This window comes from Streptomyces koelreuteriae (assembly GCF_018604545.1).
GTDB lineage: Bacteria > Actinomycetota > Actinomycetes > Streptomycetales > Streptomycetaceae > Streptomyces > Streptomyces koelreuteriae.
Window position 1 is genome coordinate 5884813 of sequence record NZ_CP075896.1, and the last position, 23677, is coordinate 5908489.

General features: G+C 70.5%; 21 protein-coding genes. 7 read left to right on the forward strand and 14 right to left on the reverse strand.

The annotated features are described in order from the left end of the window. Positions 1-3: 3 nt before the first annotated feature. Both KJK29_RS26500 and KJK29_RS26505 read left to right on the forward strand, forming a co-directional pair. Positions 4-777: an IclR family transcriptional regulator gene (locus KJK29_RS26500; RefSeq protein WP_215121639.1), complete on the forward strand. Its 774-nt coding sequence runs from the start codon at positions 4-6 to the stop codon at positions 775-777. After that, the gene (locus KJK29_RS26505; RefSeq protein WP_215121640.1) at positions 774-1625 is read left to right on the forward strand and encodes an SMP-30/gluconolactonase/LRE family protein; all 852 of its coding nucleotides are present in this window, start codon (positions 774-776) and stop codon (positions 1623-1625) included. Before KJK29_RS26500 ends, KJK29_RS26505 begins: the two co-directional genes overlap by 4 nt. Positions 1626-1638: 13 nt before the next feature. On the opposite strand, the gene KJK29_RS26510 is transcribed toward KJK29_RS26505, so the two are convergent. Genes KJK29_RS26510 through KJK29_RS26520 form a run of 3 tightly spaced genes read right to left on the reverse strand, consistent with a single transcriptional unit; the run spans position 1639 to position 4870 of the window. Beyond that, the gene (locus KJK29_RS26510; protein WP_215121642.1) at positions 1639-3045 is read right to left on the reverse strand and encodes an NAD(P)/FAD-dependent oxidoreductase; all 1407 of its coding nucleotides are present in this window, start codon (positions 3043-3045) and stop codon (positions 1639-1641) included. Beyond that, positions 3042-4262, reverse strand: coding sequence for an MAB_1171c family putative transporter (locus KJK29_RS26515; protein ID WP_215121644.1), 1221 nt, complete (start codon positions 4260-4262; stop codon positions 3042-3044). The genes KJK29_RS26510 and KJK29_RS26515 overlap by 4 nt, the downstream gene beginning before the upstream one ends. After that, positions 4259-4870, reverse strand: coding sequence for a toxin-antitoxin system, toxin component family protein (locus KJK29_RS26520; protein WP_215121645.1), 612 nt, complete (start codon positions 4868-4870; stop codon positions 4259-4261). The genes KJK29_RS26515 and KJK29_RS26520 overlap by 4 nt, the downstream gene beginning before the upstream one ends. A gap of 263 nt (positions 4871-5133) precedes the next feature. On the opposite strand from KJK29_RS26520, the gene arfA reads away from it, so the two are divergent. Then, entirely contained in the window at positions 5134-6645 is a 1512-nt protein-coding gene (arfA, locus tag KJK29_RS26525) for an arabinosylfuranosidase ArfA (protein ID WP_215121646.1), read from the forward strand. Positions 6646-6658: 13 nt separating this feature from the next. Here the strand turns inward: arfA and KJK29_RS26530 are convergent, their stop codons facing one another. Then, on the reverse strand, positions 6659-7714 hold the full coding sequence (locus KJK29_RS26530; protein WP_215121647.1) for an NHL repeat-containing protein: 1056 nt from the start codon (positions 7712-7714) through the stop codon (positions 6659-6661). Between the two features lie 132 nt (positions 7715-7846). Next, positions 7847-10825 carry a glycoside hydrolase family 35 protein gene (locus KJK29_RS26535; RefSeq protein ID WP_215121648.1) on the reverse strand — a complete coding sequence of 993 codons (2979 nt, stop codon included), beginning with the start codon at positions 10823-10825 and terminating at the stop codon, positions 7847-7849. Positions 10826-10951: 126 nt separating this feature from the next. Between KJK29_RS26535 and KJK29_RS26540 the strand changes: the two genes are divergently transcribed. Together KJK29_RS26540 and KJK29_RS26545 are read left to right on the forward strand one after the other, a co-directional pair. Further along, on the forward strand, positions 10952-11410 hold the full coding sequence (locus KJK29_RS26540; protein ID WP_184592257.1) for an RrF2 family transcriptional regulator: 459 nt from the start codon (positions 10952-10954) through the stop codon (positions 11408-11410). Between the two features lie 297 nt (positions 11411-11707). Beyond that, positions 11708-12352 carry a DUF4360 domain-containing protein gene (locus tag KJK29_RS26545; protein ID WP_215121650.1) on the forward strand — a complete coding sequence of 215 codons (645 nt, stop codon included), beginning with the start codon at positions 11708-11710 and terminating at the stop codon, positions 12350-12352. Between the two features lie 58 nt (positions 12353-12410). Here the strand turns inward: KJK29_RS26545 and KJK29_RS26550 are convergent, their stop codons facing one another. After that, the gene (locus tag KJK29_RS26550; protein WP_215121651.1) at positions 12411-12818 is read right to left on the reverse strand and encodes a hypothetical protein; all 408 of its coding nucleotides are present in this window, start codon (positions 12816-12818) and stop codon (positions 12411-12413) included. 11 nt (positions 12819-12829) lie between these two features. After that, positions 12830-13600 carry an alpha/beta fold hydrolase gene (locus KJK29_RS26555; RefSeq protein ID WP_215121652.1) on the reverse strand — a complete coding sequence of 257 codons (771 nt, stop codon included), beginning with the start codon at positions 13598-13600 and terminating at the stop codon, positions 12830-12832. Between the two features lie 108 nt (positions 13601-13708). Between KJK29_RS26555 and KJK29_RS26560 the strand changes: the two genes are divergently transcribed. After that, positions 13709-14263, forward strand: a complete 555-nt coding sequence (locus KJK29_RS26560) for a YciI family protein (RefSeq protein WP_215124470.1) — start codon at positions 13709-13711, stop codon at positions 14261-14263. 95 nt (positions 14264-14358) lie between these two features. Here KJK29_RS26560 and KJK29_RS26565 read toward each other — a convergent pair whose 3' ends face one another. From KJK29_RS26565 to KJK29_RS26575, 3 genes are all read right to left on the reverse strand, one after another. Then, a complete protein-coding gene (locus KJK29_RS26565) occupies positions 14359-15135 on the reverse strand; it encodes an intradiol ring-cleavage dioxygenase (protein ID WP_215121653.1) in 777 nt (258 codons plus the stop codon). 899 nt (positions 15136-16034) lie between these two features. After that, the gene (locus KJK29_RS26570; protein ID WP_215121654.1) at positions 16035-16283 is read right to left on the reverse strand and encodes a DUF397 domain-containing protein; all 249 of its coding nucleotides are present in this window, start codon (positions 16281-16283) and stop codon (positions 16035-16037) included. Continuing rightward, on the reverse strand, positions 16280-17101 hold the full coding sequence (locus tag KJK29_RS26575) for a helix-turn-helix domain-containing protein (protein WP_370869210.1): 822 nt from the start codon (positions 17099-17101) through the stop codon (positions 16280-16282). Before KJK29_RS26575 ends, KJK29_RS26570 begins: the two co-directional genes overlap by 4 nt. A 144-nt stretch (positions 17102-17245) precedes the next feature. Here KJK29_RS26575 and KJK29_RS26580 point away from each other — a divergent pair, with 144 nt between their 5' ends. Beyond that, positions 17246-17704, forward strand: coding sequence for an ATP-binding protein (locus KJK29_RS26580; protein WP_215121657.1), 459 nt, complete (start codon positions 17246-17248; stop codon positions 17702-17704). Positions 17705-17719: 15 nt separating this feature from the next. Here the strand turns inward: KJK29_RS26580 and KJK29_RS26585 are convergent, their stop codons facing one another. From KJK29_RS26585 to mmsA, 4 genes are all read right to left on the reverse strand, one after another. After that, positions 17720-19462, reverse strand: a complete 1743-nt coding sequence (locus KJK29_RS26585; protein WP_215121658.1) for a pyridoxal phosphate-dependent aminotransferase — start codon at positions 19460-19462, stop codon at positions 17720-17722. A gap of 180 nt (positions 19463-19642) precedes the next feature. Next, on the reverse strand, positions 19643-20791 hold the full coding sequence (locus KJK29_RS26590; protein ID WP_215121659.1) for an aldose epimerase family protein: 1149 nt from the start codon (positions 20789-20791) through the stop codon (positions 19643-19645). 58 nt (positions 20792-20849) lie between these two features. Then, a complete protein-coding gene (gene mmsB, locus KJK29_RS26595; RefSeq protein WP_215121660.1) occupies positions 20850-22094 on the reverse strand; it encodes a multiple monosaccharide ABC transporter permease in 1245 nt (414 codons plus the stop codon). Next, entirely contained in the window at positions 22091-23641 is a 1551-nt protein-coding gene (gene mmsA, locus KJK29_RS26600) for a multiple monosaccharide ABC transporter ATP-binding protein (RefSeq protein ID WP_215121661.1), read from the reverse strand. Before mmsA ends, mmsB begins: the two co-directional genes overlap by 4 nt. Positions 23642-23677: the final 36 nt, after the last annotated feature.

Consider the following 23677-nt stretch of genomic DNA (forward strand, 5'->3'; position numbering starts at 1 on the left):
GTCGTGGGACGACTCGTACCAGCCGTGACCCGGGCTCTCGACATTCTCGAGCTCTTCCTCGACGGGGACGGGACGCTCTCCGCCCCCGACATCGTGCGCAAGCTGCAGCTGCCGCGCACCACCGTGCACGAGCTGGTGACCACGCTCGCCGCCCGGAAGTACATCGTCCAGGTGCCCGGGCAGCCGGGACGCTACCGGCTCGGCGTCCGGCCGTACCAGCTCGGCGCCCGTTACGCCGAGCAGCTCGACCTCGCCGCCGAGGGGCAGCTCGTCGCCCGGTCCGTCGCCGAGACCTGCGACGAGACCGTGCACGTGGCGATCCTCGAGGACGCGGACGTCATCTACATCGCCAAGGTCGACTCCACGCACGCCGTGCGGATGGTGTCGGCGGCCGGACGCCGGCTGCCCGCCCACTGCACCTCCGTCGGCAAGATGCTGCTGGCCTCCCTTCCCGAGCAGGAACTCGCCACGCGCATCCCCGACATGGCGGCGCTCGTCGCGATGACCCCCAACAGCATCACCGACCCGGCCGCCCTGCGCGAGGCCCTGGCCGAGATCCGTGAGCGGGGCATCGCCGTGGAGAGCCGCGAGTCCAACCCGGACGTGAGCTGCGTGGCCGCGCCGGTCCGCGACCGCACCGGCCAGGTCGTCGCCGCCCTGTCGATCTCCGTGCCGATGATCCGCTGGAGCGAGGAGCGCCGCGCCGAGCTGGAGCAGCTCGCCGCGAAGGGCGCCGCCGAGCTGTCCGAGCACCTGGGCCACCGGAGCATGGCATGACGGCGAAGCCGTACGAGGTCGCCGTACGGGCCGAGGCCGAGCTCGGCGAGGGGCCGACCTGGGACGCGGCGACCGGCCGGCTGATCTGGATCGACATCCTCGGCTGCCGGGTGCACACCTACGACCCGGCCACCGGCCACCGCACGGTCCGCCGCACCGAACAGCACGTGGGCGCGGTCAAGCCGCGCGCCGGGGGCGGACTGGTGATGAACCTGCGTGACGGGGTCGGCCTCCTCGATCCCGACGGCGGGTTCCGCTGGCTGCACCACGAGCCCGTGCCCGGCCGCCGCGCCAACGACGCCGCCGTCGCGCCCGACGGCACGCTCTGGGCCGGCACCATGCGCTACGACGAGGCCCCGGGCGGCGGCACGCTGTCCCGGATCGCCGGTGACGGCACGGTCGATGTCGTCCTGGACGACGTGGCCGTCAGCAACGGCACGGGGTGGAGCCCCGACGGGCGGCTCCTGTACTACATCGACTCCCCGACCCGGCGGGTCGACGTCTTCGACCACGTGGACGGGCGGGTGTCCGGCCGCCGGACCCTCGCCGAGATCGAGGACGGCGCGGGCTTCCCCGACGGGCTGACCGTCGATGCAGACGGGTGCGTGTGGGTCGCGTTGTGGCAGGGCTCGGCCGTACGGCGCTACACGCCCGACGGTGAGCTGGACCGGGTGATCGAGCTGCCGGTGCCGTTGGTGACGGCGTGCGCGTTCGGCGGGGCCGGGTTGAGCGATCTGTACATCACGACGGCCCGCGTGGGCCTGACGGAACCGCCCGCGCTCGCCGGGTCGCTGTTCGTGGTGCCGGGGGCGGGCAAGGGCATGGCACAGCCCGCGTTCGCCGGCTAGTCCCGTTGGAGCCCTAGGGCTCCAGCCCCGCCGCCTTCCGCTCCGCGGCCGTCAACGGCGGTCCGCTCAACGACGGTTTGAGCGGCCCGACCGCCGCCGCCAGCAGCACCGACGGAGTCAGCAGCACCCCCGCCCCCCGCTCCAGCGACGTCACATCGGTCACCCGGCGGGCGATACGCCCGCTGCCCGTCGCCGTGTACATCAGCCGGTCCACGTACGCGGTCACGAGCCGGTCCCGGAGGGTGGGGCCCGCTTCCGTCGCGCCCGGGTAGAAGACGTCCTGCCCGATGGCGAGGTCCCAGGCCGCGCCGACCGGGCGGGAGACGGCCTTCTGGATCCGCCGGGACAACCGGGGCGCGGCCCAGCCGTGCCGCCGTACCGTGTCGCGCAGCAGCAGGGCGCTCTGCGCGGCGACCGCCAGACCGTGCCCGTAGACCGGGTTGAACGAGGCGAGGGCGTCGCCGAGGACGGCGAAGTTCTCCGGCCAGGCCGGCATCCGCTCGTAGAAGTGCCGGCGGTTGAGGGTGGTGCGGGTGAAGGACACGTCGGACAGCGGCTCGGCCTGTTCGAGCAGGTCGCCGATCAGCGGGTGCCGCAGATCCTCACGGGCGAAGCTGACGAAGTCGTCGTTCTCCCGGGACGGCCGGCCGCCGCGCGTGCCGCACAGGGTGACGATCCACCGGCCCTCCTCGATGGGCAGCAGGAACCCCGCCCGGCCGGGCCCGCCGTCCCGCCGGTCGGGCTGGACGTTGATGATGGGGAAGCCGTCGCGGGCCGCCGCGGGCGCGAGATACAGGCGGCTGGCGTAGGCCAGGCCCGCGTCGACCTCGCGCCGTTCCACCGGGGGCAGACCCAGGGCGGTCAGCCAGTTCGCGGCCTGGGAGCCGCGGCCCGAGGCGTCGACGACCAGGTCCGCCTCCAGGGTCCGCTCGGGGCCGTCGTGGGGCCGGATCCGTACGCCCGTCACCGCGCCGTCCGTGCCGGTGAGGCCCACCGCCTCCGCGCGCTCGACGACCTCGATCCGCTCGTCGGCCAGGACCCGCGCGCGGACCGTCGCGTCCAGCAGATCCCGGCCGGCCAGGACCACATGGTGGGACTCGGGCCAGCGCCGGAACCAGCCCCGGGTGCCGAGGGCGACGATGTCCGTGGTGACGGGCCGCCGGTTCGCCCCGGCCTCCCTGAGCGCCCCGGTGATCCCGGGCAGCAGTTCCTCCATGGCCCGCACCCCGCCCGACCAGAGCATGTGGGCGTGCCGTGCCTGCGGAAGTCCCTTGCGGGGGCCGGGAGCGGCGGGCAGCGCGTCGCGCTCCACGACGACGACCCGGTCGGCGACATCGGCCAGCGCGCGTGCCGCGAGCATGCCGGAGTGGGATCCCCCCAGGACGACGGCGGTTCTGGCGGGGGTGGAGCTGTCAGTCATGCGCGGGCGTTCTCTCTCCCGGGGGCGGCCGCGCGCGAGCGTACCGCCTCGATGTGGTCGCGGTGCCGCAGGGCGCGGGACACGGCCTGGATCTCCTGCAGCAGATAGGTGGTGTCGGGGCCGGAGGGGGAGGCGGCGCTGTCGGACTGCGGAGCCTGTTCCCGGGCGTCGACGGCGTCCAGGATCATGACGGCCGCGGCCAGCGCCTTCGCCCGGCCGGCCTCGAAGCCGAGCTCCAGGGCCGCGTCGTACGCCCGTTCCCGCAGCTCCTCGTCGAGGTGCCGGGAGAGCTGGAGCAGCACGTCGCGGATGTACGTCTCGCGGCGGATCAGGCGCAGTTCGCCGGTGGCGCGCGGGGCGAAGGGGGCCCCGCCGCCGTTGACGGTGCGCAGCAGCAGATAGAGGGGACGCAACTGCCAGTGGGCGAGCCGGATGCGCCACCGTTCGTGCAGATACTGGCCGCCGTGCGGAATGATGAACCCGGTCGCGACCATGGTGGCCGAGAGGCACGCGGCCGAAGGGGCCAGATACGTGCTCAGCCAGTCCAGGTTGTTGCCGGTCAACCGGGCGATGACGGCGGTGAGTTTGGCGGCGTCGAAGAGCAGGTTCGTCGCGTAGCCGACACCGAGGAACCTCAGGCCCCAGCGCAGCCAGGCGTCGAGGCCGTCGGTGCGGACCCAGTTCCAGATCAGCCGGGCCGTGATCGAGCAGGCCACGGTATGGGCGAGGAGATAGAGCAGGATCTCCTCGCGCATGAAGGGCGTGTTGGCGTAGTACGTGTCCAGATCCTGGCGGCGCTCCACGGGCACGTCCGCGAGCCAGAAGAGCACCCACAGGGCGACGACCACACCGGCATAGGCGAAGACGACCCAGCGGGCGGCACGGCGCGTCGAGGCCGAGCGGTCGGACAGGCCGTTGCGCCAGGCGACGATCAGCAGCAGCCAGGACGCGCACAGTGCGGTGAGCAGCGAGTACACCAGCGGCGCCGCGATGTTCGGCACGCCGGTGACGCGGTTGGTCCAGCCGATGACGGCCGGGGACGCGAAGACGAACACGGCGCAGGCGAACAGCAGCAGCCCGCCCACCGCGCGCAGCATCGGGTCCCGCCACATCTTCACCAGGCTGGGCAGCTTGATGACCAGGGCGACGGTCAGCGCCCCGATCGGCAGCCAGAAGGAGACGGAGAAGCCGTCGAGGACGTCCCGGGCGTGGATCATCGGGCGCCGCCTCCGCGTCCCCGGTAGCCCATCGACCGCCGCACCGGATCGAGAGCGGCGTCCGTGTCGCGTGAGGGACCGTCCGCGAAGGAGCGGAAAGCCGCCGCCAGCCGGTGCCCGAACGTGTCGGCCTCGGCCTCGTCACGCTCACGCGAGCCGTCGCGGGCGGCCACCGTCAGCGCTGCGGACTTCCAGCCGGGCTCCCCCTCCAGCGCCCGCACCGCCGCCGTACCGGCGACGTGGTGATGTCCGTGCCCGGCGTGCAGATGCCACAACTCATGCCCGAGAATGACCAATTGCTGCACCGCCTCGGCCCGCTCCTCGACGATGACGAGGTCGAAGTCCTGGAACTCGACCCACAGCCCGGTCACTTCGATCTCATCGGGAAAACGCTCGAAACGCAGCTCGACGGGACGCCCTCCGCGCCGCGCGCTCATCTCCTCGCACAGCGCCCGGCACAACGACCGTACGTCGGTGGGGGACTGCTCCCTCGCCCGGATCCCGGCGGCGAGCCCGGCGGCGAGTTCGCGCATTCCCGAGCCCCTGCGTGAACGTCCACAGGCACGGGTGACCCGGGCGGCCAGCGCCCGCGCGCCCGCGATGTCCATCGCTCCCCCTTCTTCACCGCCGGCCGGCGGCTCGGCAGCGGGTCCGAGACTACGCGCCCGAATGTGTTCACGTCATGCGATCCGACGCCCATTGTTCAATGCAGAATGACCGTTTTCGCGCTGAAAGCGGTGTCCGGAGTCCGGCCGCACCATTGACGCGCCAGCGCTTCGAATTTACGGTCCTGTTCGAAGTCACGAGCATAATTCGAAATGCCGAACGCCGGCCGTTGTGGAGAAACCGGCAGTCCTGGAGAAAGGCGACCATGCACACCGCCCGCTTCACCCTCGACCCCGCCTTCACCGTCGGCGAGGTGAACCCCCGCCTCTTCGGCAGCTTCGTGGAACACCTCGGCCGCTGCGTCTATACCGGCATCTTCGAACCCGGCCACCCCACGGCCGACGAGGCCGGCCTCCGCCGGGACGTCCTGGACCTGGTGCGGGAACTCGGCGTCACCGCCGTCCGCTACCCCGGCGGCAATTTCGTCTCCGGCTACAAGTGGGAGGACTCGGTCGGCCCCGCCGAGGCCCGCCCCCGCCGCCTCGACCTCGCCTGGCGCTCCACCGAGACCAACCGCTTCGGCCTCTCCGAGTACATCGCCTTCCTGAAGAAGATCGGCCCCCAGGCGGAGCCCATGATGGCCCTCAACCTCGGCACCCGGGGCGTCGCCGAGGCCCTCGAACTCCAGGAGTACGCCAACCACCCGGCCGGCACGGCCCTGTCCGATCTCCGCGCCGCGCACGGCGACAAGGACCCCTTCGGCATCAAGCTGTGGTGCCTGGGCAACGAGATGGACGGCCCCTGGCAGACCGGCCACAAGACGGCCGAGGAGTACGGCCGGGTCGCCGCCGAGACGGCCCGCGCGATGCGCCAGATGGACCCGGGCGTCGAACTCGTCGCCTGCGGCTCCTCCAGCCAGTCCATGCCCACGTTCGCCGAGTGGGAGGCGACGGTCCTCGCCGAGACGTACGACCTCGTCGACCACATCTCCCTGCACGCCTACTACCAGCCCGAGAACGGCGACATCGACTCCTTCCTGGCCTCCGCCGTCGACATGGAGTCCTTCATCGAGAACGTGGTCGCCACCGCCGACCACGTGGGCGCCAGGCTCAAGTCCAAGAAGAAGATCAACCTCTCCTTCGACGAGTGGAACGTCTGGTACATCTCGAAGTGGCACGAGATCGAGAACTCCGGTGACCGGGACTGGGCGGAGGCCCCCCGCCTCCTGGAGGACAACTACAGCGTCACCGACGCCGTCGTCTTCGGCTCGCTCCTCATCGCCCTGCTCCGGCACGCCGACCGCGTCACGGTCGCCTGCCTCGCCCAGCTCGTCAACGTCATCGCGCCGATCATGACCGAGCCGGGCGGCTCGGCCTGGCGCCAGACCACGTTCTTCCCGTTCGCGCAGGCGAGCCGCTACGGCCGCGGCCAGGTCCTCGACGTCCGCGTCGACTCACCGACGTACAAGACGAAGAAGTACGGCGAGGCCGACCTGCTGCACGCCACCGCCGTACGCGCCGAGGACGGCACGGTCACGGTCTTCGCCGTCAACCGAAGCCGCACGGAGGCGCTGCCGCTGGAGGTCGCCCTGGGCGGGCTCGGTCTGACGTCGGTCGTCGAGCACAGCGCCCTCGCGGACGCCGACCCCGACGCCCGCAACACCCTCGACGAGCCCGAGCGGGTCACCCCGCACACCGTCGACGGCACGGCTCTCCAGGACGGCACCCTGAGCGCCGTCCTGGAGCCGCTGTCCTGGAACGTGATCCGGCTGGCGTGAGAGACCGGCCGGGTCAGCGCTCGACGCGGAGCAGGGCGGCCGAGGACGCCGAAGTCGACGTCGTACCGACCGCCCAGTAGCCGCCCGCCGAACCCGGCACCGAGGCAAGGGCGTTCATGACGACGGGGGTCGAGGCCACCGGCCCCCGCTCGCTCACCCAGGCCGTGCCGTCCCACCGCAGATAGTGGGCCCGGGTCTGGTCCCAGAAGTCCCACCCGGCGATACGGTCCGGCCGCCCCTGCGCGTCGGCGACGATCCCGTTCAGCATGCCGACGCCGAACGGCCCGGTCACGCCCTGCCAGGTGCTGCCGTCCCCGTGCAGGAGCAGCACACCCGGGGGCTTGCCGGGCGGGCCGCCCACCCCGTAGTCGTATCCGACGAGCCACAGGTCGTCGTCCGCCACCGGCAACAGCCCGGTGATGCTCGCCCGGATGCCCTGATAGGCGGGCAGTTCGCTCCACGCCGAGCCGTCCCAGCGGGCCACGACCCCGACGCCGTACAACCAGACGTCACCGGCCGGGGTGAGCTGCACGCCCGAAGGCGTGGCGGCGGTCGCGCTCGGCGGCGCGGGCAGCCAGGTCCAGGTGCCGCCGTCCCGGTGCAGGAGCAGTCGGCCTTCCGAGGTGCGCCCGGAGAACCAGGCCCCGCCACCCGGGTCGACCGCGACACCGGTCAGGGAGGTGCCGGACTGCCCCCGCCCGGGGAAGTCGGTCTCCCGCCAGGTTCCTCCGTCCCACGCGAGCAGGTGCGTGACCCCGGCCGTGTCGGTGCCGATCGCCCACGCCGAGCCGGCGCACGTACCGGCCACGGAGTGCAGATAGCCGCGGAAGCCCAGGTGGCCGAGGCCGGTCCGCGCCCATGCCGTGCCGTCCCACACGAGGGCCAGCGGCGAGCCGAGCGTGCTCCCGCTGCGGCCCTCCTCGCCCACGGCCCACGCGAGACCGTCCCCGGCGGCGGCGACGTCCCGCAACTGGGCGGCCGCTGTGGCCGCCGGTGTCGGCACGGCCTGCCACGCATGAGGTGCGCCGGTGTCCCGGGCGATCGCGGCCGGGGCGAGTCCGAGACCCACCCCGGCACCGACTAATCCGCTGATGAAACGCCGTCTTCGCACGAGTTCCCCTCCCGGTCGTAAGCCCTTGAAAGGTCAACACGGTCAACCAGCGGGCCGCAGAAGGCAATGCACGAGGACGGCTCGATCCGGTCACACGGGCTTGACCGGCACCCCGCCCGCCGCCGCGCCCAGCAGGGTCAGCCGTACGTCCTTCGGCCCGGAAGGTGTGCTGCCGTCCGACAGCACCGCCAGCGCCAGTGTGTTGGCGCCCCGTGTGCGGAGGATCCCGTTCGGCAGCACGAAGGTGTGCTGCGGCCCTACGTCGTTGATGTACTGGCCCAGGTTCCAGCCGTTGAGGAAGATCTGCACGCGGTAGGCCCGGCCCGGGTCGTCGTCGAGGACGAGCCCGACCGAGGCGTCGACGTCCGGGGCGACGTCCAGCCGGAAATCGGTCCGGTACCAGGTGACGCCCTGCCGCCGGTCGGCCCGGGGCAGCTCGGCGTCCTTCCAGTCCGCGTCGTCGTGCTCGGGCAGATGCCAGCCCTCGCGCTCCCCGTACAGCCCGCCGTTGTTCATCGGCCCGCGCACCGGGTCGGGCGTGGACGCGCCCTGGACGCGCCACGTCACCTCGGGGGAACCGCCCTCGAAGGTGACGGCGGTCAGGCCGCGCGCCGCCTTGTGCGTGTCGAGCGCCTTGCCGTCCATGTCGTGCGGCATCGGCCGGACGAGCACGGACAGCACATGCCGGTCGCGCTCTCCGTCCCGCGCCTCACGGAACCTCTCCCGCACCTCCTCCGGCAGGGCGAAGGTGGCCTTGGCGGTCCATGTCCCCTGCCGGGCCCGGCTCTTGTCCGGTACGGGCATCCGGTGGGTGCCCAGCGGCTCGCCGTCCAGCCAGGCCATGAGCAGGCCCTGCGTGCCCGTGCTGTAGGCGAGGGAGACGGACTCGACGCCGTTCTCGTCGTTCCACTCACCCCGGTACCAGACGTCGCCGTAGTGGAAGCCGTAGTCGTCGGCGAACAGGACGGGCTGCCCGTCCGGCACGGGCGTCGTGCTGAAGGACGTCGTCTTGTCGGCCGCCGTCCAGCCGGAGTCGTCGAAACCGGGCTCGGACTCCGGGTTCTCGGTCCGCCGCCGCCAGCCGTCGAGCGCGGGCAGCGCGGGCCGGGTCACGCCGGGGAGCGGCCGCAGCGCCAGCAGGCTGCCGGAGGCGCTGATCCGCACGGGCACCGGCCGTCCGTTCCAGGTGACATGGGTGATCCCGCGCGGCCCCCACACCTCCAGGCCGGTCGCGCCGGTGGTGTCGCCGGTGAGATGGACCGTGGAGCCGCGCAGCGTCGCCGACCGCAGCAGGGACGGGCCGTAGACGAGGAGCCGGCCGGAGGGCGTCTCGTACGGCCACAGCCGCAGGGCCGTCGCGTCGTCGGCGAACAGCACCAGCATCGGCGTGTCCACGCCGTCGCCCTCGACCCGCACCCGGCTCAGCCCGCCCGCGCCGAGCGGAGCGGTGATGTTCAGCTTGTTGAGGTTCCAGGACCACGCGGGCTCCGCGTCCAGCCGCATCGGTGTCGGCTCGTCGACGCACTCCAGCACGACCTGTGCGAGATCGCCCCGCCTGCCCGCGAACACGGCGATGTCCTGCCGCCCCGCCGTCAGGCTCAGCATCGGCTGCACGGTGGAGTGCACCAGCGTCCGCTTCCCGAGCCTCAGATCGGCGGCGATCAGCTTGGCGTCCCGCGCCGGGACCATGACCGGCACATCGATCCCGGCGCCCGGCAGCGTCACGGAGACCGCCTCGGCGGAGTCGTTGCGCAGGACGTAGAAGCGGGCGCCGGTGTCGGGGTTGGTCAGGGGATAGACCTTGACCCGCTTGTCGGTGGCGCGCCCGGCCTTCGCCCGGTCCAGCTTGGCGAGGTCGGGCAGATGGCGCACCGACTGCCCGATCTGGTGCATCGAGGCGAGCTTGGGGGTGACGTTGCGGGCCTCGTCGATGGCCGCGCCGTAGTCGTACGACGTGTAGACGGCCGGCGCCGGCAGCCAGCCCCAGGAGGTGCCGCCGAACGTCATGTAGACGTTGTGCAGCGTGATGCCGTTGGCGAGGTTGGTCAGATAGAAGCGCCGCTCGTACGCCGCGTCCCGGGTCCGGCGCGCCTCGGCGTAGCCCTTCCCGTCGAACCAGGACCCGCCCCACGGGTCGAACCAGCCCCCGCCGAACTCGGGCACGAACCCGGGCGTCCGAGGGCTGGCGGTCGCCCCGCCCTTCACCCCTCCCGCCCCGAAGTGCCCCCAGTCGGGCGGCACTTCGTCCGGCTCCGGATACCCGTCGAACCCGTACAGCCAGCGCCCCTTCTCGCCGCCGGTGTCGAACGTCCCGGGCGCCCAGTGGCCGCCCCGCCCCTTGTCGTTGTGGAACAGCGGGACGTCGATGCCGTCGGCGCGGACCTTCTCGTACAGATACGACATGTAGGCGCGCCCGGCCGGCTCGTCGACGTGGGCGTCGTACTCGTTCTCGATCTGGTAGAGCAGCACGGTGCCCGTACCCCGCGTGAACAGCCGCTTCGCCACGATGGCGTTGACGGCGGTCAGCCACTCGTCGACGTACTTCAGATACGTCGGGTCGGAGGTCCGGGCCGTGCCCTCGGTGGCGGTCAGCCAGCCGGGGAAGCCACCGGCGTCGACCTCCGCGTTGATGTACGGGCCGGGCCGCAGGATCACGTACAGGCCGGTCTCGGCGGCCATCCGCAGGAACAGGTCCAGATCACGCACCCCGGTGAAGTCGTACCGGCCGGGCGCTGCGGAGTGATAGTTCCAGGCGACGTACACGCTGACGGCGTTGTAGCCATGGGCGCGCATCTTCTGCAGCACGTCCCGCCACAGGGACGGGCTCGGCAGCCGGAAGGGGTGCATCTCGCCCGACCAGAGCACCAGACGGCGGCCGTCGACCAGCAGCGAGTACCGGTCGAAGCCGATGCTGTGCCGCTCGCCGTCCGCGCTCGGCACCGGGGGCGGCGGGCCCGTGGGCGCGGTCCGTCCCGGGTTGGCGGAGGTCGGCGACCCGCTGCCGGTCAGCGCGAAGCCGAGCGCCGCCGTGCCGGCGAGAGCGTGGAAGGTACGCCTGCTGAGCTCCAAGGGAGCGCCTCCTGTTGTGCTGCCGTGCCGTGCGTGGTGCTTACGTGGTGCGTGGGTTGTGCCGGGTGCGTGGTGCCCGGGTGGTGCTGTGCGTCATTGTCCACAGCCCGCCGCGACAATGGTCCTATGAGGATCTCGGCACGTGCGGACTACGCGGTACGAGCGGTCGTGGAACTGGCCGCCCGGCAGGAGGAAGGGCCGGTCAAGGCGGAGGCCGTCGCCACCGCGCAGGACATCCCCCACAAGTTCCTGGAGGGGATCCTCGGCGATCTGCGGCGCGGAGGCGTCGTCGACAGCCGGCGGGGCGGGGGCGGCGGCTACCGGCTGGCCCGGGAGGCCTCGGAGATCACCGTCGCCGATGTGATCCGGGCGGTGGACGGACCGATCGTCTCGGTACGCGGCGAGCGGCCGACCGGCCTCGCCTACAGCGGCACCGCCGAGCCGCTGCTGCCGCTGTGGATCGCCCTGCGGGCCAATGTGCGCAGGATCCTGGAGGGCGTGACGGTCGCCGACCTCGCGGCCGGCGCGCTGCCCGAGCAGGTGGAGCGGCTGGCGGCGGAACCGGCGGCCTGGGAGAACCCGTGAGGGGCGGCGGCCGCTCGCCGCACTGTGCGTGATCCTCATGACGTCCTCGGAGTGTCCTCGGTCTGACGCGTCGGTGGAACGCACCCTATGCGCCCGCCCACACCCCGGACGAAATCCCGCCACTGTGAATGGCCGGGCAGCGACCTGGCCGACCTCTGCCGCCCTGCGTACGATGCGACCGCCCCCGGCCTTCACAGCTCCTTCATGGGACGGTCACAGGTCGGGTGCGCATGCACTGTCGTCTTGACATGTCCATGCCCTTCGGTGTTCCACCCCCCACGAACGGATGGGAGAACCATGGCCGGTGGCCTGCTTCTGAGCGGCGCGGTAGCCGCGCTCCTCACCAGCGCACTCCCCGCAACATCCCCGTCCTCCGGGTTCGACGACCCGCCCCCGGACAAGATCGTCATCCAGGTCGCCACGGTGAACGGCTCCGGCTGTCCGCAGGGCACGGCGGCGGTCGCCGTCTCCGAGGACAACACCGCCTTCACGGTGACCTACAGCGACTACCTCGCCCAGGCCGGCGGGAACTCCGACCCGACCGCGTTCCGCAGGAACTGCCAGCTCAACCTGAAGGTCCACGTCCCCGGCGGCTTCACCTACGCCATCGCCAGCGCCGACTACCGGGGCTTCGCCGCCCTCCAGCGCGGCGCGAGCGCGACCCAGCGAGCCTCGTACTACTTCCAGGGCTCGCCCAGCACGGTCTACAAGAACCACCCCTTCAGCGGCCCCCTCAACGACAACTGGCAGGCCACCGACGAGACGGACTGGGCCCAACTGGTCTACGCACCCTGCGGAGTCCAGCGCAACTTCAACATCAACACCGAGATCCGGGTCAACGCCGGCACCCAGTCGGCCGACAAGGTCAGCTTCATGACGATGGACTCGACGGACGGGGACATCAGCACGGTGTACCACTTGGCTTGGAAGGAATGCCCGTAGCCCTGACGGCGTGAAGGGGCGGCCCTCCGGCCCGGCGGGCCGCCCCCCCCTCGCAGCCTCAGTCGCGAGGACGGCCGGGTCCGGCCCCGGCCAGCGCCGTACCGAGCAGCACAAAGACGATGAGGGCCGCTATCGGTATGTGCCCGCCCGCGCGGTCGATGTCGTTCGTGAAATACCCCGAGACCCCCACCCAGGCCAGCCCACCGACGAGGACGAGCACGGTGTTGCCGCTCTCCCGCAGCACCAGCATGCCGAACCACAGCAGCAGGGGCATGAGTGCCCACGAGGCGGCCATGGTGAGCAGGAACTCGAAGGCGCCGGCGAACGTGTTGCCTTCGTTCTCCTCGGCCGCGATGTCGCGTGCCCATGCGAAACCGGCGTACATGAGGCTGTGGCAGATCACGGTGGCGGCGGCTACGGTGACGGCGCCTTTGACGAGTCGCATCTTCGGGTCGAACGGCTTCATCGCCTGCTTCCCTACCGCTCTTCCAGTGCCGCCGCGGTCGCCTTCACGAAGGCTTCCGGGTTGTCCAGCATGATGTTGTGCCCGCAGTCGGGAATCGAGACGACGGACACCCCCGACTCGGTGAGAGCGTCCGCGCCCGGCAGCGGACCGTCGGCCTCGGGCAGCAGGAAGCTCCGGGGGATCTTCAGGTCCAGCAGCAGTTCACGCATGGTCGGGACCGTGCCACGGGTGAGGTGGAACGCGCTGCGGTGCAGGGCCTCCCGGCCGGCCAGCCGCATGGTGGACCACCAGTGCGCCCCGACCCGGTCGCGGACCTCCGCCCAACCGCCCTCCAGGAACTCCTCCTCGGAGTAGAAGGCGATACCGCTGCTGCCGGACGACCCGGGCACACGCGGGACGGGGTCGAGGTTGGCGTCGATCAGAACCAGCCGGGACACCAGGCCGGGATGCCGGGCGGCCAGGACGATGGCCACGGAGCCGCCCATGCTGTGCGCGATCAGCTCCGCGCCCTCGACTCCGTCCTGGGCCAGGGCACCGGCAAGCGCGTCGGCATGCCCTTCCAGCGTGTAGTCGAAGCCGGCCGGCCGGTCACTGATCCCATGCCCCAACAGGTCGATCAACAGCGACCGGCGTCCGGCCAGCCGGGGATCGACCGCGACCTCCGTGAAGTAGGCGGGCGATGTGGCGCCCAGCCCGTGCACATAGACACGCGGCGGCTCCTGCCCCGGCAACTCGACCCAGCGGATGTGATCGCCCTCGGGCGTTACGGCGGCGGCGCGCACGGTCTGCTGCTCTCCTGTCGTTCATCTTGTTCATCTTTGTTCATCCGCGGTCACGAATGAGTGGAGAGACGAGAGTAGCCAGGGGTTGGGATGGAAGGGTCTGGATCCATGGAGTTCTTCTGCTTTCACCGTGACCGGGTCGGCTCCCTGAAACTGCGTGAGGAACTGGGGGAGGCGCACTGGGCCTATATGGACCAGTACGAGGCCGAGTTGATCGCCCGTGGCCCGACCTTCGCCGACGACGGCGAGACTCCCACCGGCAGCGTCCACATCGTCGACCTCCCCGACCCCACCGCCGCCCGCGCCTTCGCCTTCGACGAGCCCAACTACCAGGCCGGGGCGTACCGGGACGTGCTGTTGCGGCGGTGGCGCAACGCCCTGGGCCGCACCATGTGGGACTTCCCCGGCGACCGGACGACCGGCGACCACTACCTGGTCATCGGCCTCGGCCCGGACCCGGCCACCGCCCCTGAGCCGCCGCCTTCCAAGGCCCGGGACGACCTGATCGCTTACGGGCCCCTGCTGTCGGACGACGGTGAGGTGTGGGTGGGTACGGCTGTGCTGGTGCGGGCCTCGGACGCGGAGGCGGCGCGGGGCGTCCTGACGGAAGGGCGGTACGCGGATGTCGAGGTGCGGGCCTGGGAGTTCGGGGGACGGCGATGACGAGAGGCCCCGGACCGGCAGAAGGAGACTAAGGAGACTACGGACTGTCGACCTCTTCGGCCCGGAGCCGTGCGTCGGGTGTCGGGCGTCGGGCGTCAGCCCTGTTCCACGCCCAGTGTCAGCGTGCCGGCGTAACCGGCGGAGGTCGTGCTGCCGAGGGGGGTGAGGGTGAGGAGGCCCGAGGCCGCGCCGCCTTCGTCGTAGATGGAGTCCTGGGCCAGGGTGGTGCGGGGGACCGTGTTGACCGCGTACTGGGCGAGGGCCGCGACCCTGGTGGTGATGGTCTCGCTGAAGAAGAGCTGGCCGGTGTGGAGTTCCTCGCCGCCGGTGAAGGAGCCGTCGGGGGTCAGGGTGACGTCCGTGTGGACCTTGATGTGGATGTGGACGCAGCGGCCTCGGTACCAGCCCGGGTAGACCGAGGTGATCTTCGCGACGCCGCTGGAGTCGGTGAGGACGCCGCCCCGCAGGAACGTGCCGTTGTCCGGCTCGTCGTGGCCGTTGTTGCCCACGAAGCCGGAGTACTCGCCGAGGGCGTCCGAGTGCCAGATCTCGACCAGGGCGTTCTTGAGCGGGACGCAGGTGTCGTCGTCCACGACGGTGAGGGTCAGGTTCAGGGGGATGCCCGTCTTGTCCTCGCTGATGTCCGAGCGGACATACTGTCCGTCGAGGTAGTACGGGCCTTCGGTCATCTGCTTGGTGAGCGTGCAGACGGCTGCGGCGGCGACGGGTTCTGTGCTCGGGGTGGTGGCGGTGGTCGGGGTGTGCTGTGCAGCTGCGCCTACGGCCAGGGCAGCTGCGGTGGCACCTCCTGCCAGCAGTACGGTCCGGCGGCCTACGGGGTTGGGTGTGGGGTCCTTCTGCGTGTCTGTCATGGACACGGCACCGTAAGGAGGCTTGCTGTTGGAGAGCTGTGTGTTCGGTAAAATGACGAGGCGTCAAGTGTGTTGTGAGACACCGGAGTTGTGTGGTGCTGTCGAGGCCGCCCGCTTCCTTGCAGTGTCGTGCTTCCACGGCCTGCATCAAGGGCGCTACGCGTCGCCTTCGGCGATGACCCTTCGGGTCACCCTTGACCCAGCCCGTTCCAGCACGGGAGAGAAGCGAGCGAGCGGCCAGGGAGCAACGGGTGGCCAGGGGCGTCGGCCCCTCAGGCCGACTCCATGGCCATCGGCGACGCGGGGCGCGTCAGCGGAGCGGCGGCACGCCGGGCGGGTTTAGCGGCTACCGGCAGGTGGGGCGCCCCGGCCGGGATCCCGTTGCCGAATGTCGGGCGGTCCGGCCGCTGGGGGCGGCTTGGTGCGGCTTGGTGCGGCGATCGGAGCATTCGGGCAGTCCGTGAGGGGGAGATGCCCAGGTTGGATGCCCCTTGGGAGGTAGCGGGCAGGCCCAAACGCTCCAATCGGCGGTGGCGCCCTCGCGAACTGGGCCGTGGGCGGGGTGGTCGGGTGCGCCGGCGTCCGCTTGTCGTCCCTCACCGCCTACGCCGGGTGAGTCGCCCGAAGGGCATGGCCCACCCGCCTGCGGTCGCTTAGCAACCCGGCGTGCCGCCACTCCGCTGACGCGCCCCGCATCGCCGAGCGGCCATGGAGTCAGCCGTAGGGCCCGACTGCCCTGGCCACCCGCCTTTTCGGGCCGCTCGCTCGCTTCTCTCCCGTGCTGGAGCGGGCTGGGTCAAGGGTGACCCGAAGGGTCATCGCCGAAGGCGACGCGAAGCGCCCTTGATGCAGGCCGTGGAAGCACGACACTGCAAAGAAGCGGGCGGCCCCGACAGTTGTTACTTGGCGGCGTGAGTGAGGAAGGCCGTCCAAGTGGTGGGGGAGAGAGTGAGCTGGGGGCCCTGCTTGTTCTTGGAGTCGCGGATGTGGATGGCCTCGGGGCGGGTCGCTATCTCGAGGCAGTCGCCGTCGCCGTCGCCGCTGCTGCTGTGGCTCGACTTGTGCCAGGTGAGAGCGACTTCTACGCAGTCGCCGGAGCCCCCGCTGCTGTAGCTGCTCTTGAACCAGGCCAGTTCGCTGGTGCTCATAGGTCCCCTCGCATCCGCTGCAACAGGCTCGTGGAGTCCTTGAGAGTGAGAGCCTGTGAGCGCATCCTGGCATACCGCATCTGGAGCATGCTGACCACCTTTCGGTCAGCGATGAACTGCCCGCTTTCCTGCCCTTCGCAGTATGCGAACCACTTGTTCTCCGGGGTCTCCAGCAACTGCATGGGCCCGTCCAGACCCGCGTGTGTGTCCTGCTCCGTTGGCATGATCTGGATCTCCACGTTGCGTAGTTCGCCGATCTCCAGAACGTGGTCGATGAGTTCACGCGTGACCTCCACTCCGCCAGTGCGACGCCGGAAGAGGTGCTCCTCCAGGATGAAGCCAAATGCCGTGTTCGGCCGTTCCCGCAGCAGGCGTTGCCGCTCCGCCCGCGCCACCCACTGTGCCTCGATCTGTTCGTCGCTCAGCGGAGGGAGCTGGTTCGTGAAGAGCGTCCGGGCGTATGCCTCGGTCTGCAGCAGGCCCGGCACCAACCGGCACTCGTACGTGTACAGCGTGATAGCCGTGGCCTCCAACTGAGCCCACCGCCGAAACCAAGCCGCCAACCCCGGCTGCCTCTCCAGGCACCCCGCCGCCTTCCGTAACGCCCCCGTCCTGCCGAACACCTCCTCCGCCCTGGTCACGAATTCCGGATCCGGCATCCGCCTCCCCAGCTCCACCGAAGCCACCGTGTGTTTGGAGAACCTCACCAGCTCTCCGAACTCCTCCCTGCTCAACCCCGCGTGCTCGCGCAAGCCCTGGACCACCGCCCCGAACGTCCGCAGACTGTCCGACGACTCCGGCTCGCTGCCCGTCCCCATCGCGCCATCGACCACTGTCGGTCACCTCCCGGAGCATGGTTACGGGGCGTGATCGGTACTGTCCAGTCCGTCACCGCGTACGCTGCCGCAGCGTACGCGGCGTCGACCTGGAGAACTCCGGCCCTCAGTCGCCACATTGGGCGCATGACAGCAAGGACCACCCCCGCGACGCCCCAACCCCCGGTCACCGTACGTGTGTTCAGTCAGCGCTTCAGTGCCACCCCGCGCGGTGCGCGACTCGCCCGGCGTCTGGCCGCTCACCAGTTGGACGGCTGGGGCATCCCGCACGGCACCGACGCCTCCGAGACCGTCGTTCTGATCGTCGCCGAGCTGGCCGCCAACGCCGTGATACACGGGCGTGTGCCGGGGAGGGACTTCGAGTTGCGGCTCGGTCTCGTCACGGGTGGCGTGCGGATCGAGGTCAGTGACGCGTGTGCGGGTTCCTGCCCGCCCGGGCCGCGAGAGGTGCCTCCCCCGGGCCCTCTCGACGAGCACGGCCGGGGTCTCCTCCTCGTGGACGCGCTCGCCGACCGGTGGGAAGTGCTGCGGCGCGACCCCGGCAAGACGGTTCGCGCCGAGGTCGATCTGCCGGGCGCCCCGTAGGGCGGCGAGACGGTCCTAGCCCGCCGCCCCCATGCCCGCCGCGTTGGGCCAGGCCTGGGTGCCCGGCCAGCCCGTGGCCGGGGCGGGAGAGAGGCCGTTCGTGCCCCTGACCTGCGCGGCGGTCAGTCCGCCCCGGGCGGGAACGCCCGGCGGGGTGGGGCCGGCGGCGGCCGGTGCGGGTGCCGGTGTCGGCATGGGAGCCGGGGCCGGAGCAGGGGCAGGGGTGGGGACGGGGGCCGGAGCAGGGGCCTGGGCCACGGGGGCCAGCGGCTGCTGGAGCGGTGCGGCCATGGGCTGTGGAGCGGGTTGGGGTACCGGCTGCGGCACGGCCTGCGGCATCTGCTGCTGACCCATCTGGCCCATCTGCGGCATCTGGCCCATCTGGCCCATCTGTGCCGCCGCCGGCATCGGCATCCCTCCGCCCGGGCCCGCCGGGGCGGCGGACGCGGTGGCGGGGAGCGGCATGCCGGTGCCGACGGCGGCAGGGGGTGCGGCGGGCCCCGGACCACCGAAACCGGTGGCCTGAGCGGCGAGCCCGCGCATGCCCGACCCGTTGGTCTCACTCACCAGGCGGTCCACGGCCGCCGTACCGGAGCTGTAGCTGGTCCCGTTGCTCAGCTCCGGTACGGCGGCTCCCCTCCTGGACGTCCCGTAGAGCACCTGTTCCAGGCCGGACACCAGGCGACGCACGTCCACCTGGGGGCGCACGACGAGACGCAGGAAGCGGCTGGACGAACCGATCTTGTTGCCGCACTCGCGGACCAGGATCCGGTGCTCGGTGAGCATCCTGTCCCGGACCACGGTGCCCTCGGCGCCCACGGGGAGGCGCACGAAGAGGAAGTTGCCCTGCGAGGGGTAGACCGTCAGCCCGGGCAGGGAGGAGAGCTGGCTGGCCATGTCGAGCCGGTCGCGGCGCACCTGCTGGAGGCTCTGCGCGTACTCGGCGCCGTGCTCCTTGAGCATGAAGACGACGTGCTCGGCGAAGGAGTTGAGGTTCCACTTCGGCAGCATCGAGCGGACGCGGCCCGCGAGCGACGGGTTGGCGACGAGGTAGCCGAAGCGGATGCCGTGCAGGCCGAAGTTCTTGCCGAGGCTGCGCAGCACGATGACGTTGGGCCGCAGCATGGCCTCCTGGACGACGGACGGCTCGGCCTCGGCGTCCGCGAACTCCAGGAACGACTCGTCGATGACGACCAGGTCGAGGTCGGCCATGGCGTCCATGAACTGCACGATGGCGTGCTTGTGGAGGAAGCCGCCGTCGGGGTTGTTGGGGTTGCAGATGACGGCGACCCGCGTGCCCCGGGCGCGGATGAACTCGGCGTACTGCGCGAGGTCGAGGGCGAAGCCGCTGGACTCCTGGAGCGGGAACATGTCGACCCGCTTGCCGGTCTCCATGGGCTGGTCGGTCCAGCGGCCGAAGGTGGGGACGGGGATGGCGAGGGACTCGCGGACGAGGAGGTGGTCGATCCAGGTGATGAGCTCGGTGGAGCCGTTGCCCATGGCCACGCACTGCGGCGGCAGCTGGAGCAGGCTGCACAGTTCGGCCGTGATGGTGTCGGCGCCGCTCGGGTAGTACGTGATGATGTCGCGGAGTCTGGCCCCCATGTCGTCGAACATGGCCGGGGTCGGGAAGTACGGGTTGCAGGGGATACAGAAGTCCACCGGCCCGGCGCCTTCGCCGCCCTCACGTGTCAACGCCGCCATCGACGGGCTGTGAGCCGCGGTGCTGCGGAACAGCGACGTGACGTTGTCGGCCATGGAACCTCCGTATGAGGCGGGTCCGTTGGGGACGGCCGGACCCGACGTTTAAGGGCGGCCCGCGCGGGGGAGCGCGGGCCGCCCTTACATACGGAGACTGTGGTGACACTGTTCAACCGTTGGGAATACGGTCAGAACTTGTGTCCTACCTGTGAAGGCTTGTCAGTGGCGCCACAGGTGTCAGCAGTCGAACGAGTGGATCGTCGTCGTCCGGTACGTCTGCCCGGGCCGCAGCACCGTGGAGGGGAACTTCGGCTTGTTCGGCGAGTCCGGGAAGTGCTGCGTCTCCAGGCAGAGCGCGTCGCCCTGCCGGTAGGTGCGGCCGGACGGGCCGGTCAGCGTGCCGTCGAGGAAGTTGCCGGAGTAGAACTGCAGGCCCGGCTCGTTCGTGGCGATCCTCAGGGTGCGGCCGGAGGCCGGGTCGCGCAGGGTCGCGACATGCTCGGGCCGGGCGGTGCGGCCCTTGTCGAGGACCCAGTTGTGGTCGAAGCCCTTGGCGGTCACCAGCTGGGGGTGCGCGACACGTATGTCCCGGCCGATCGGCTTGGCACGGCCGAAGTCGAAGGGCGTGCCCGCGACCTTGGCCAGCTCGCCCGTGGGGATCAGGCCCGCGTCGGTGGGCGTGTAGCGGGAGGCGGCGATCTGGAGCTCGTGGTCCTCGATCGTGCCGCTGCCCTCGCCGGCGAGGTTCCAGTAGACGTGGCTGGTGAGGTTGACGACGGTGGCCTTGTCGGTGGTGGCCTCGTAGTCGACGCGCCAGTCGCCGTGCCGGGTGAGCGTGTACGTCACCTTCGTCTTGAGCGTGCCGGGGTAGCCCATCTCGCCGTCGACGCTCGTGTAGTACAGGTGCAGACCGACGTCGGAGCCCTTGGTGAACGGCTCGATGTCCCATACGCGCTTGTCGAAGCCCTTGGCCCCGCCGTGCAGGCTCTGCTCGCCGTCGTTGACGGAGAGCTGGTAGTCCTTGCCGTCGAGGGTGAACTTGCCCTTGCCGATGCGGTTGCCGTAGCGGCCGATCAGGGCGCCGAAGTAGGGGCTCTTGGCGACGTAGTCCTCGACGTTGTCGAAGCCCGCGGAGACGTTGGCGTAGCGGCCGCGGCGGTCGGGGATCTCCAGGGACTGGACGATGCCGCCGTAGGAGAGGACCTTCAGGCGGGTGCCGCCGTTCTCCAGGGCCCAGCTGTAGATCTTGGTGCCGTCGGCGAGCTTGCCGAAGAGCGTCTTCACCGGCTTCCTGCCTCCCGTGGCGTGCGCCGTGCCGCCGAGGGTGGTGGCGGCCATGCCCGCCGCCGCTGCTCCGGCGATGACCGTGCGTCTGTTCAGTTCCATGCGTGCGGCTCCCGTATAAGGAGAGGGCCCCGCCTTCCCGGCGGGGCCCCGATCTGACTTACGAACCGACCTTGCGCTTGTTCCACACGTCGAACCCGACCGCCGCCAGCAGGACCAGGCCCTTGATGACCTGCTGCCAGTCGGTGCCGATGCCGACGAGGTTCATACCGTTGTTCAGCACGCCCAGGACCAGGCCGCCGATGATCGCGCCGAGCACGGTGCCGACACCGCCGCTCATCGACGCACCGCCGATGAACGAGGCCGCGATCGCCTCCAGTTCGAAGTTGAGGCCGGCCTTGGGAGAGGCCGCGTTGAAGCGGGCGGCGAAGACCAGACCCGCCAGGGCCGCGAGCATGCCCATGTTCAGGAAGACCAGGAAGGTGACCTTCTTGTCCTTCACACCCGACAGCTTGGCCGCGGGCAGATTGCCGCCGATGGCGTAGATGTGGCGGCCGACGATCGCGTTGCGCATCACGTAGCCGAAACCGACGAGCAGCACACCGAGGATGAGCAGCACGATCGGGGCGCCCTTGTAGCTGGCCAGCAGCATCGTCAGCGTGAGGATGGCGGCGCCGAGCGCGACCAGCTTCAGCAGGAACAGCTTGAAGGGCGGGACGTCCAGGGAGAACTCCTGCTGCCGCCTGCGGTCACGGACCTCCTGGAAGACCACGAAGGCGATCATCGCGAAGCCCAGCAGCAGCGTCAGGTTGTGGTAGTTGGTCTGCGGGCCGACCTCGGGCAGGAACCCGTTGGCGACCTTCTGCAGGCCCTCCGGGAACGGGCCGAGCGTCTGGCCCTCCAGGAAGATCTCGGTCAGACCGCGGAAGATCAGCATGCCCGCCAGGGTCACGATGAACGACGGTATGCCGCCGTACGCGATGAAGAACCCCTGGACGGCGCCCGCGATGGCGCCCACGGCCAGGCACAGCACCACGGCGAGCAGCCACGGTATGTCGTGCTTGACCATGAACACGGCGGCCATCGAGCCGACGAACGCCGTCAGCGAGCCGACCGAGAGGTCGATGTGGCCCGCGATGATGACCAGCATCATGCCGATCGCGAGGATCAGGATGTAGCTGTTCTGCAGCACCAGGTTGGAGACGTTGCGCGGCAGCAGCAGGTCGCCGTCGGTCCACACGGCGAACAGGACCACGATCAGACCGAGGGCGAACAGCATGCCGTACTGCCGCATGTTGCGGCGCATGCCGTCCAGCATCAGCTGCAGCAGTCCGCCCCCCGTGGCCTCCCCTCCCTTGCCGGTCGGCGCCGGGGCCGGCGTCTTGGCGGTCACGTCCGTGCTCATCGGGATACCTCTTTGTCCTTCGTCATCTGCCGCATCAGCGATTCCTGGGAGGCCTCGGCCTTCGAGAACTCACCGGTCAGCCGCCCCGCGGCCATCGTGTAGATGCGGTCGCACATGCCGAGCAGTTCGGGCAGCTCGGAGGAGATGAAGACGACCGCCTTGCCCTGGGCGGCCAGCTGGTCGATGACCGTGTAGATCTCGTACTTGGCGCCGACGTCGATCCCCCGGGTCGGCTCGTCCAGGATCAGCACGTCCGGACCCGAGAAGATCCACTTGCTGAGGACGACCTTCTGCTGGTTGCCGCCGGACAGCTTGCCCACCGGCTCGAAGACGGTCGGCGCCTTGATGTTCATCGACTTGCGGAAGCCCTCGGCGACGTGCCGCTCCTCGTGCTCGTCGACCACACCGCGCTTGGCGACCTTGCCCAGGGCGGACAACGAGATGTTCCGGTTGATGGTGTCGATGAGGTTGAGGCCGTAGTGCTTGCGGTCCTCGGTGACATACGCGATGCCGTGCTTGACCGCCTCGGGGACGGACTTCGTACGGATCTCGGTGCCGTCCTTGAGGACCGTGCCGCCCGCGTACCGGCCGTACGTCCGCCCGAAGACGCTCATCGCCAGTTCGGTGCGGCCGGCTCCCATGAGGCCCGCGATGCCGACGATCTCCCCGCGCCGCACCTGGAGCGACACATCGTCGACGACCTTGCGCTGCTGGTCGATCGGGTGGTGCACGGTCCAGCCGCGGATCTCCAGGGCGGGCGCCACACCCTCCTCGGGCTCGTGCGGCGACCGCTCCGGGAAGCGGTGCTCCAGGTCGCGGCCGACCATGCCGCTGATGATCCGGTCCTCGGTGGTCTCCGCGGCCTTCACATCGAGGGTCTCGATGCTCTGGCCGTCGCGGATGATCGTCACCGAGTCGGCGACCTTGCGGATCTCGTTGAGCTTGTGGGAGATGATGATCGAGGTGATGCCCTGCTTCTTCAACTCCAGGATGAGATCGAGGAGTTTGCCGCTGTCCTCGTCGTTCAGCGCGGCGGTCGGCTCATCCAGGATGAGCAGCTTGACCTTCTTCGACAGGGCCTTCGCGATCTCCACGAGCTGCTGCTTGCCCACGCCGATGTCGGCGACGCGGGTGTCCGGGTGGTCGGAGAGACCGACCCGGCGCAGCAGTTCGGTGCCGTGCCGCAGGGTCTCGGTCCAGCTGATGATCCCGCGGGTGGCGTGCTCGTTGCCGAGGAAGATGTTCTCCGCGAGGGAGAGGTAGGGCACCAGGGCCAGTTCCTGGTGGATGATCACGATGCCGCGTTCTTCGCTGGCCCGGATGTCCTTGAACTGGCAGACCTCTCCCTCGAAGAGGATGTCGCCCTCGTAGGTGCCGTGCGGGTGGACGCCGGAGAGGACCTTCATCAGGGTCGACTTGCCGGCGCCGTTCTCCCCGCAGATGGCGTGGACCTCGCCCTGCCGGACGGTCAGCGTGACGTCCGAGAGCGCCTTGACGCCGGGAAAGGTCTTGACGATCGAGCGCATGTCCAGGACGGGTCCCGCCATGGTCGTGCCTTCCAGTCAGTGGTGAATCGTCGGTCG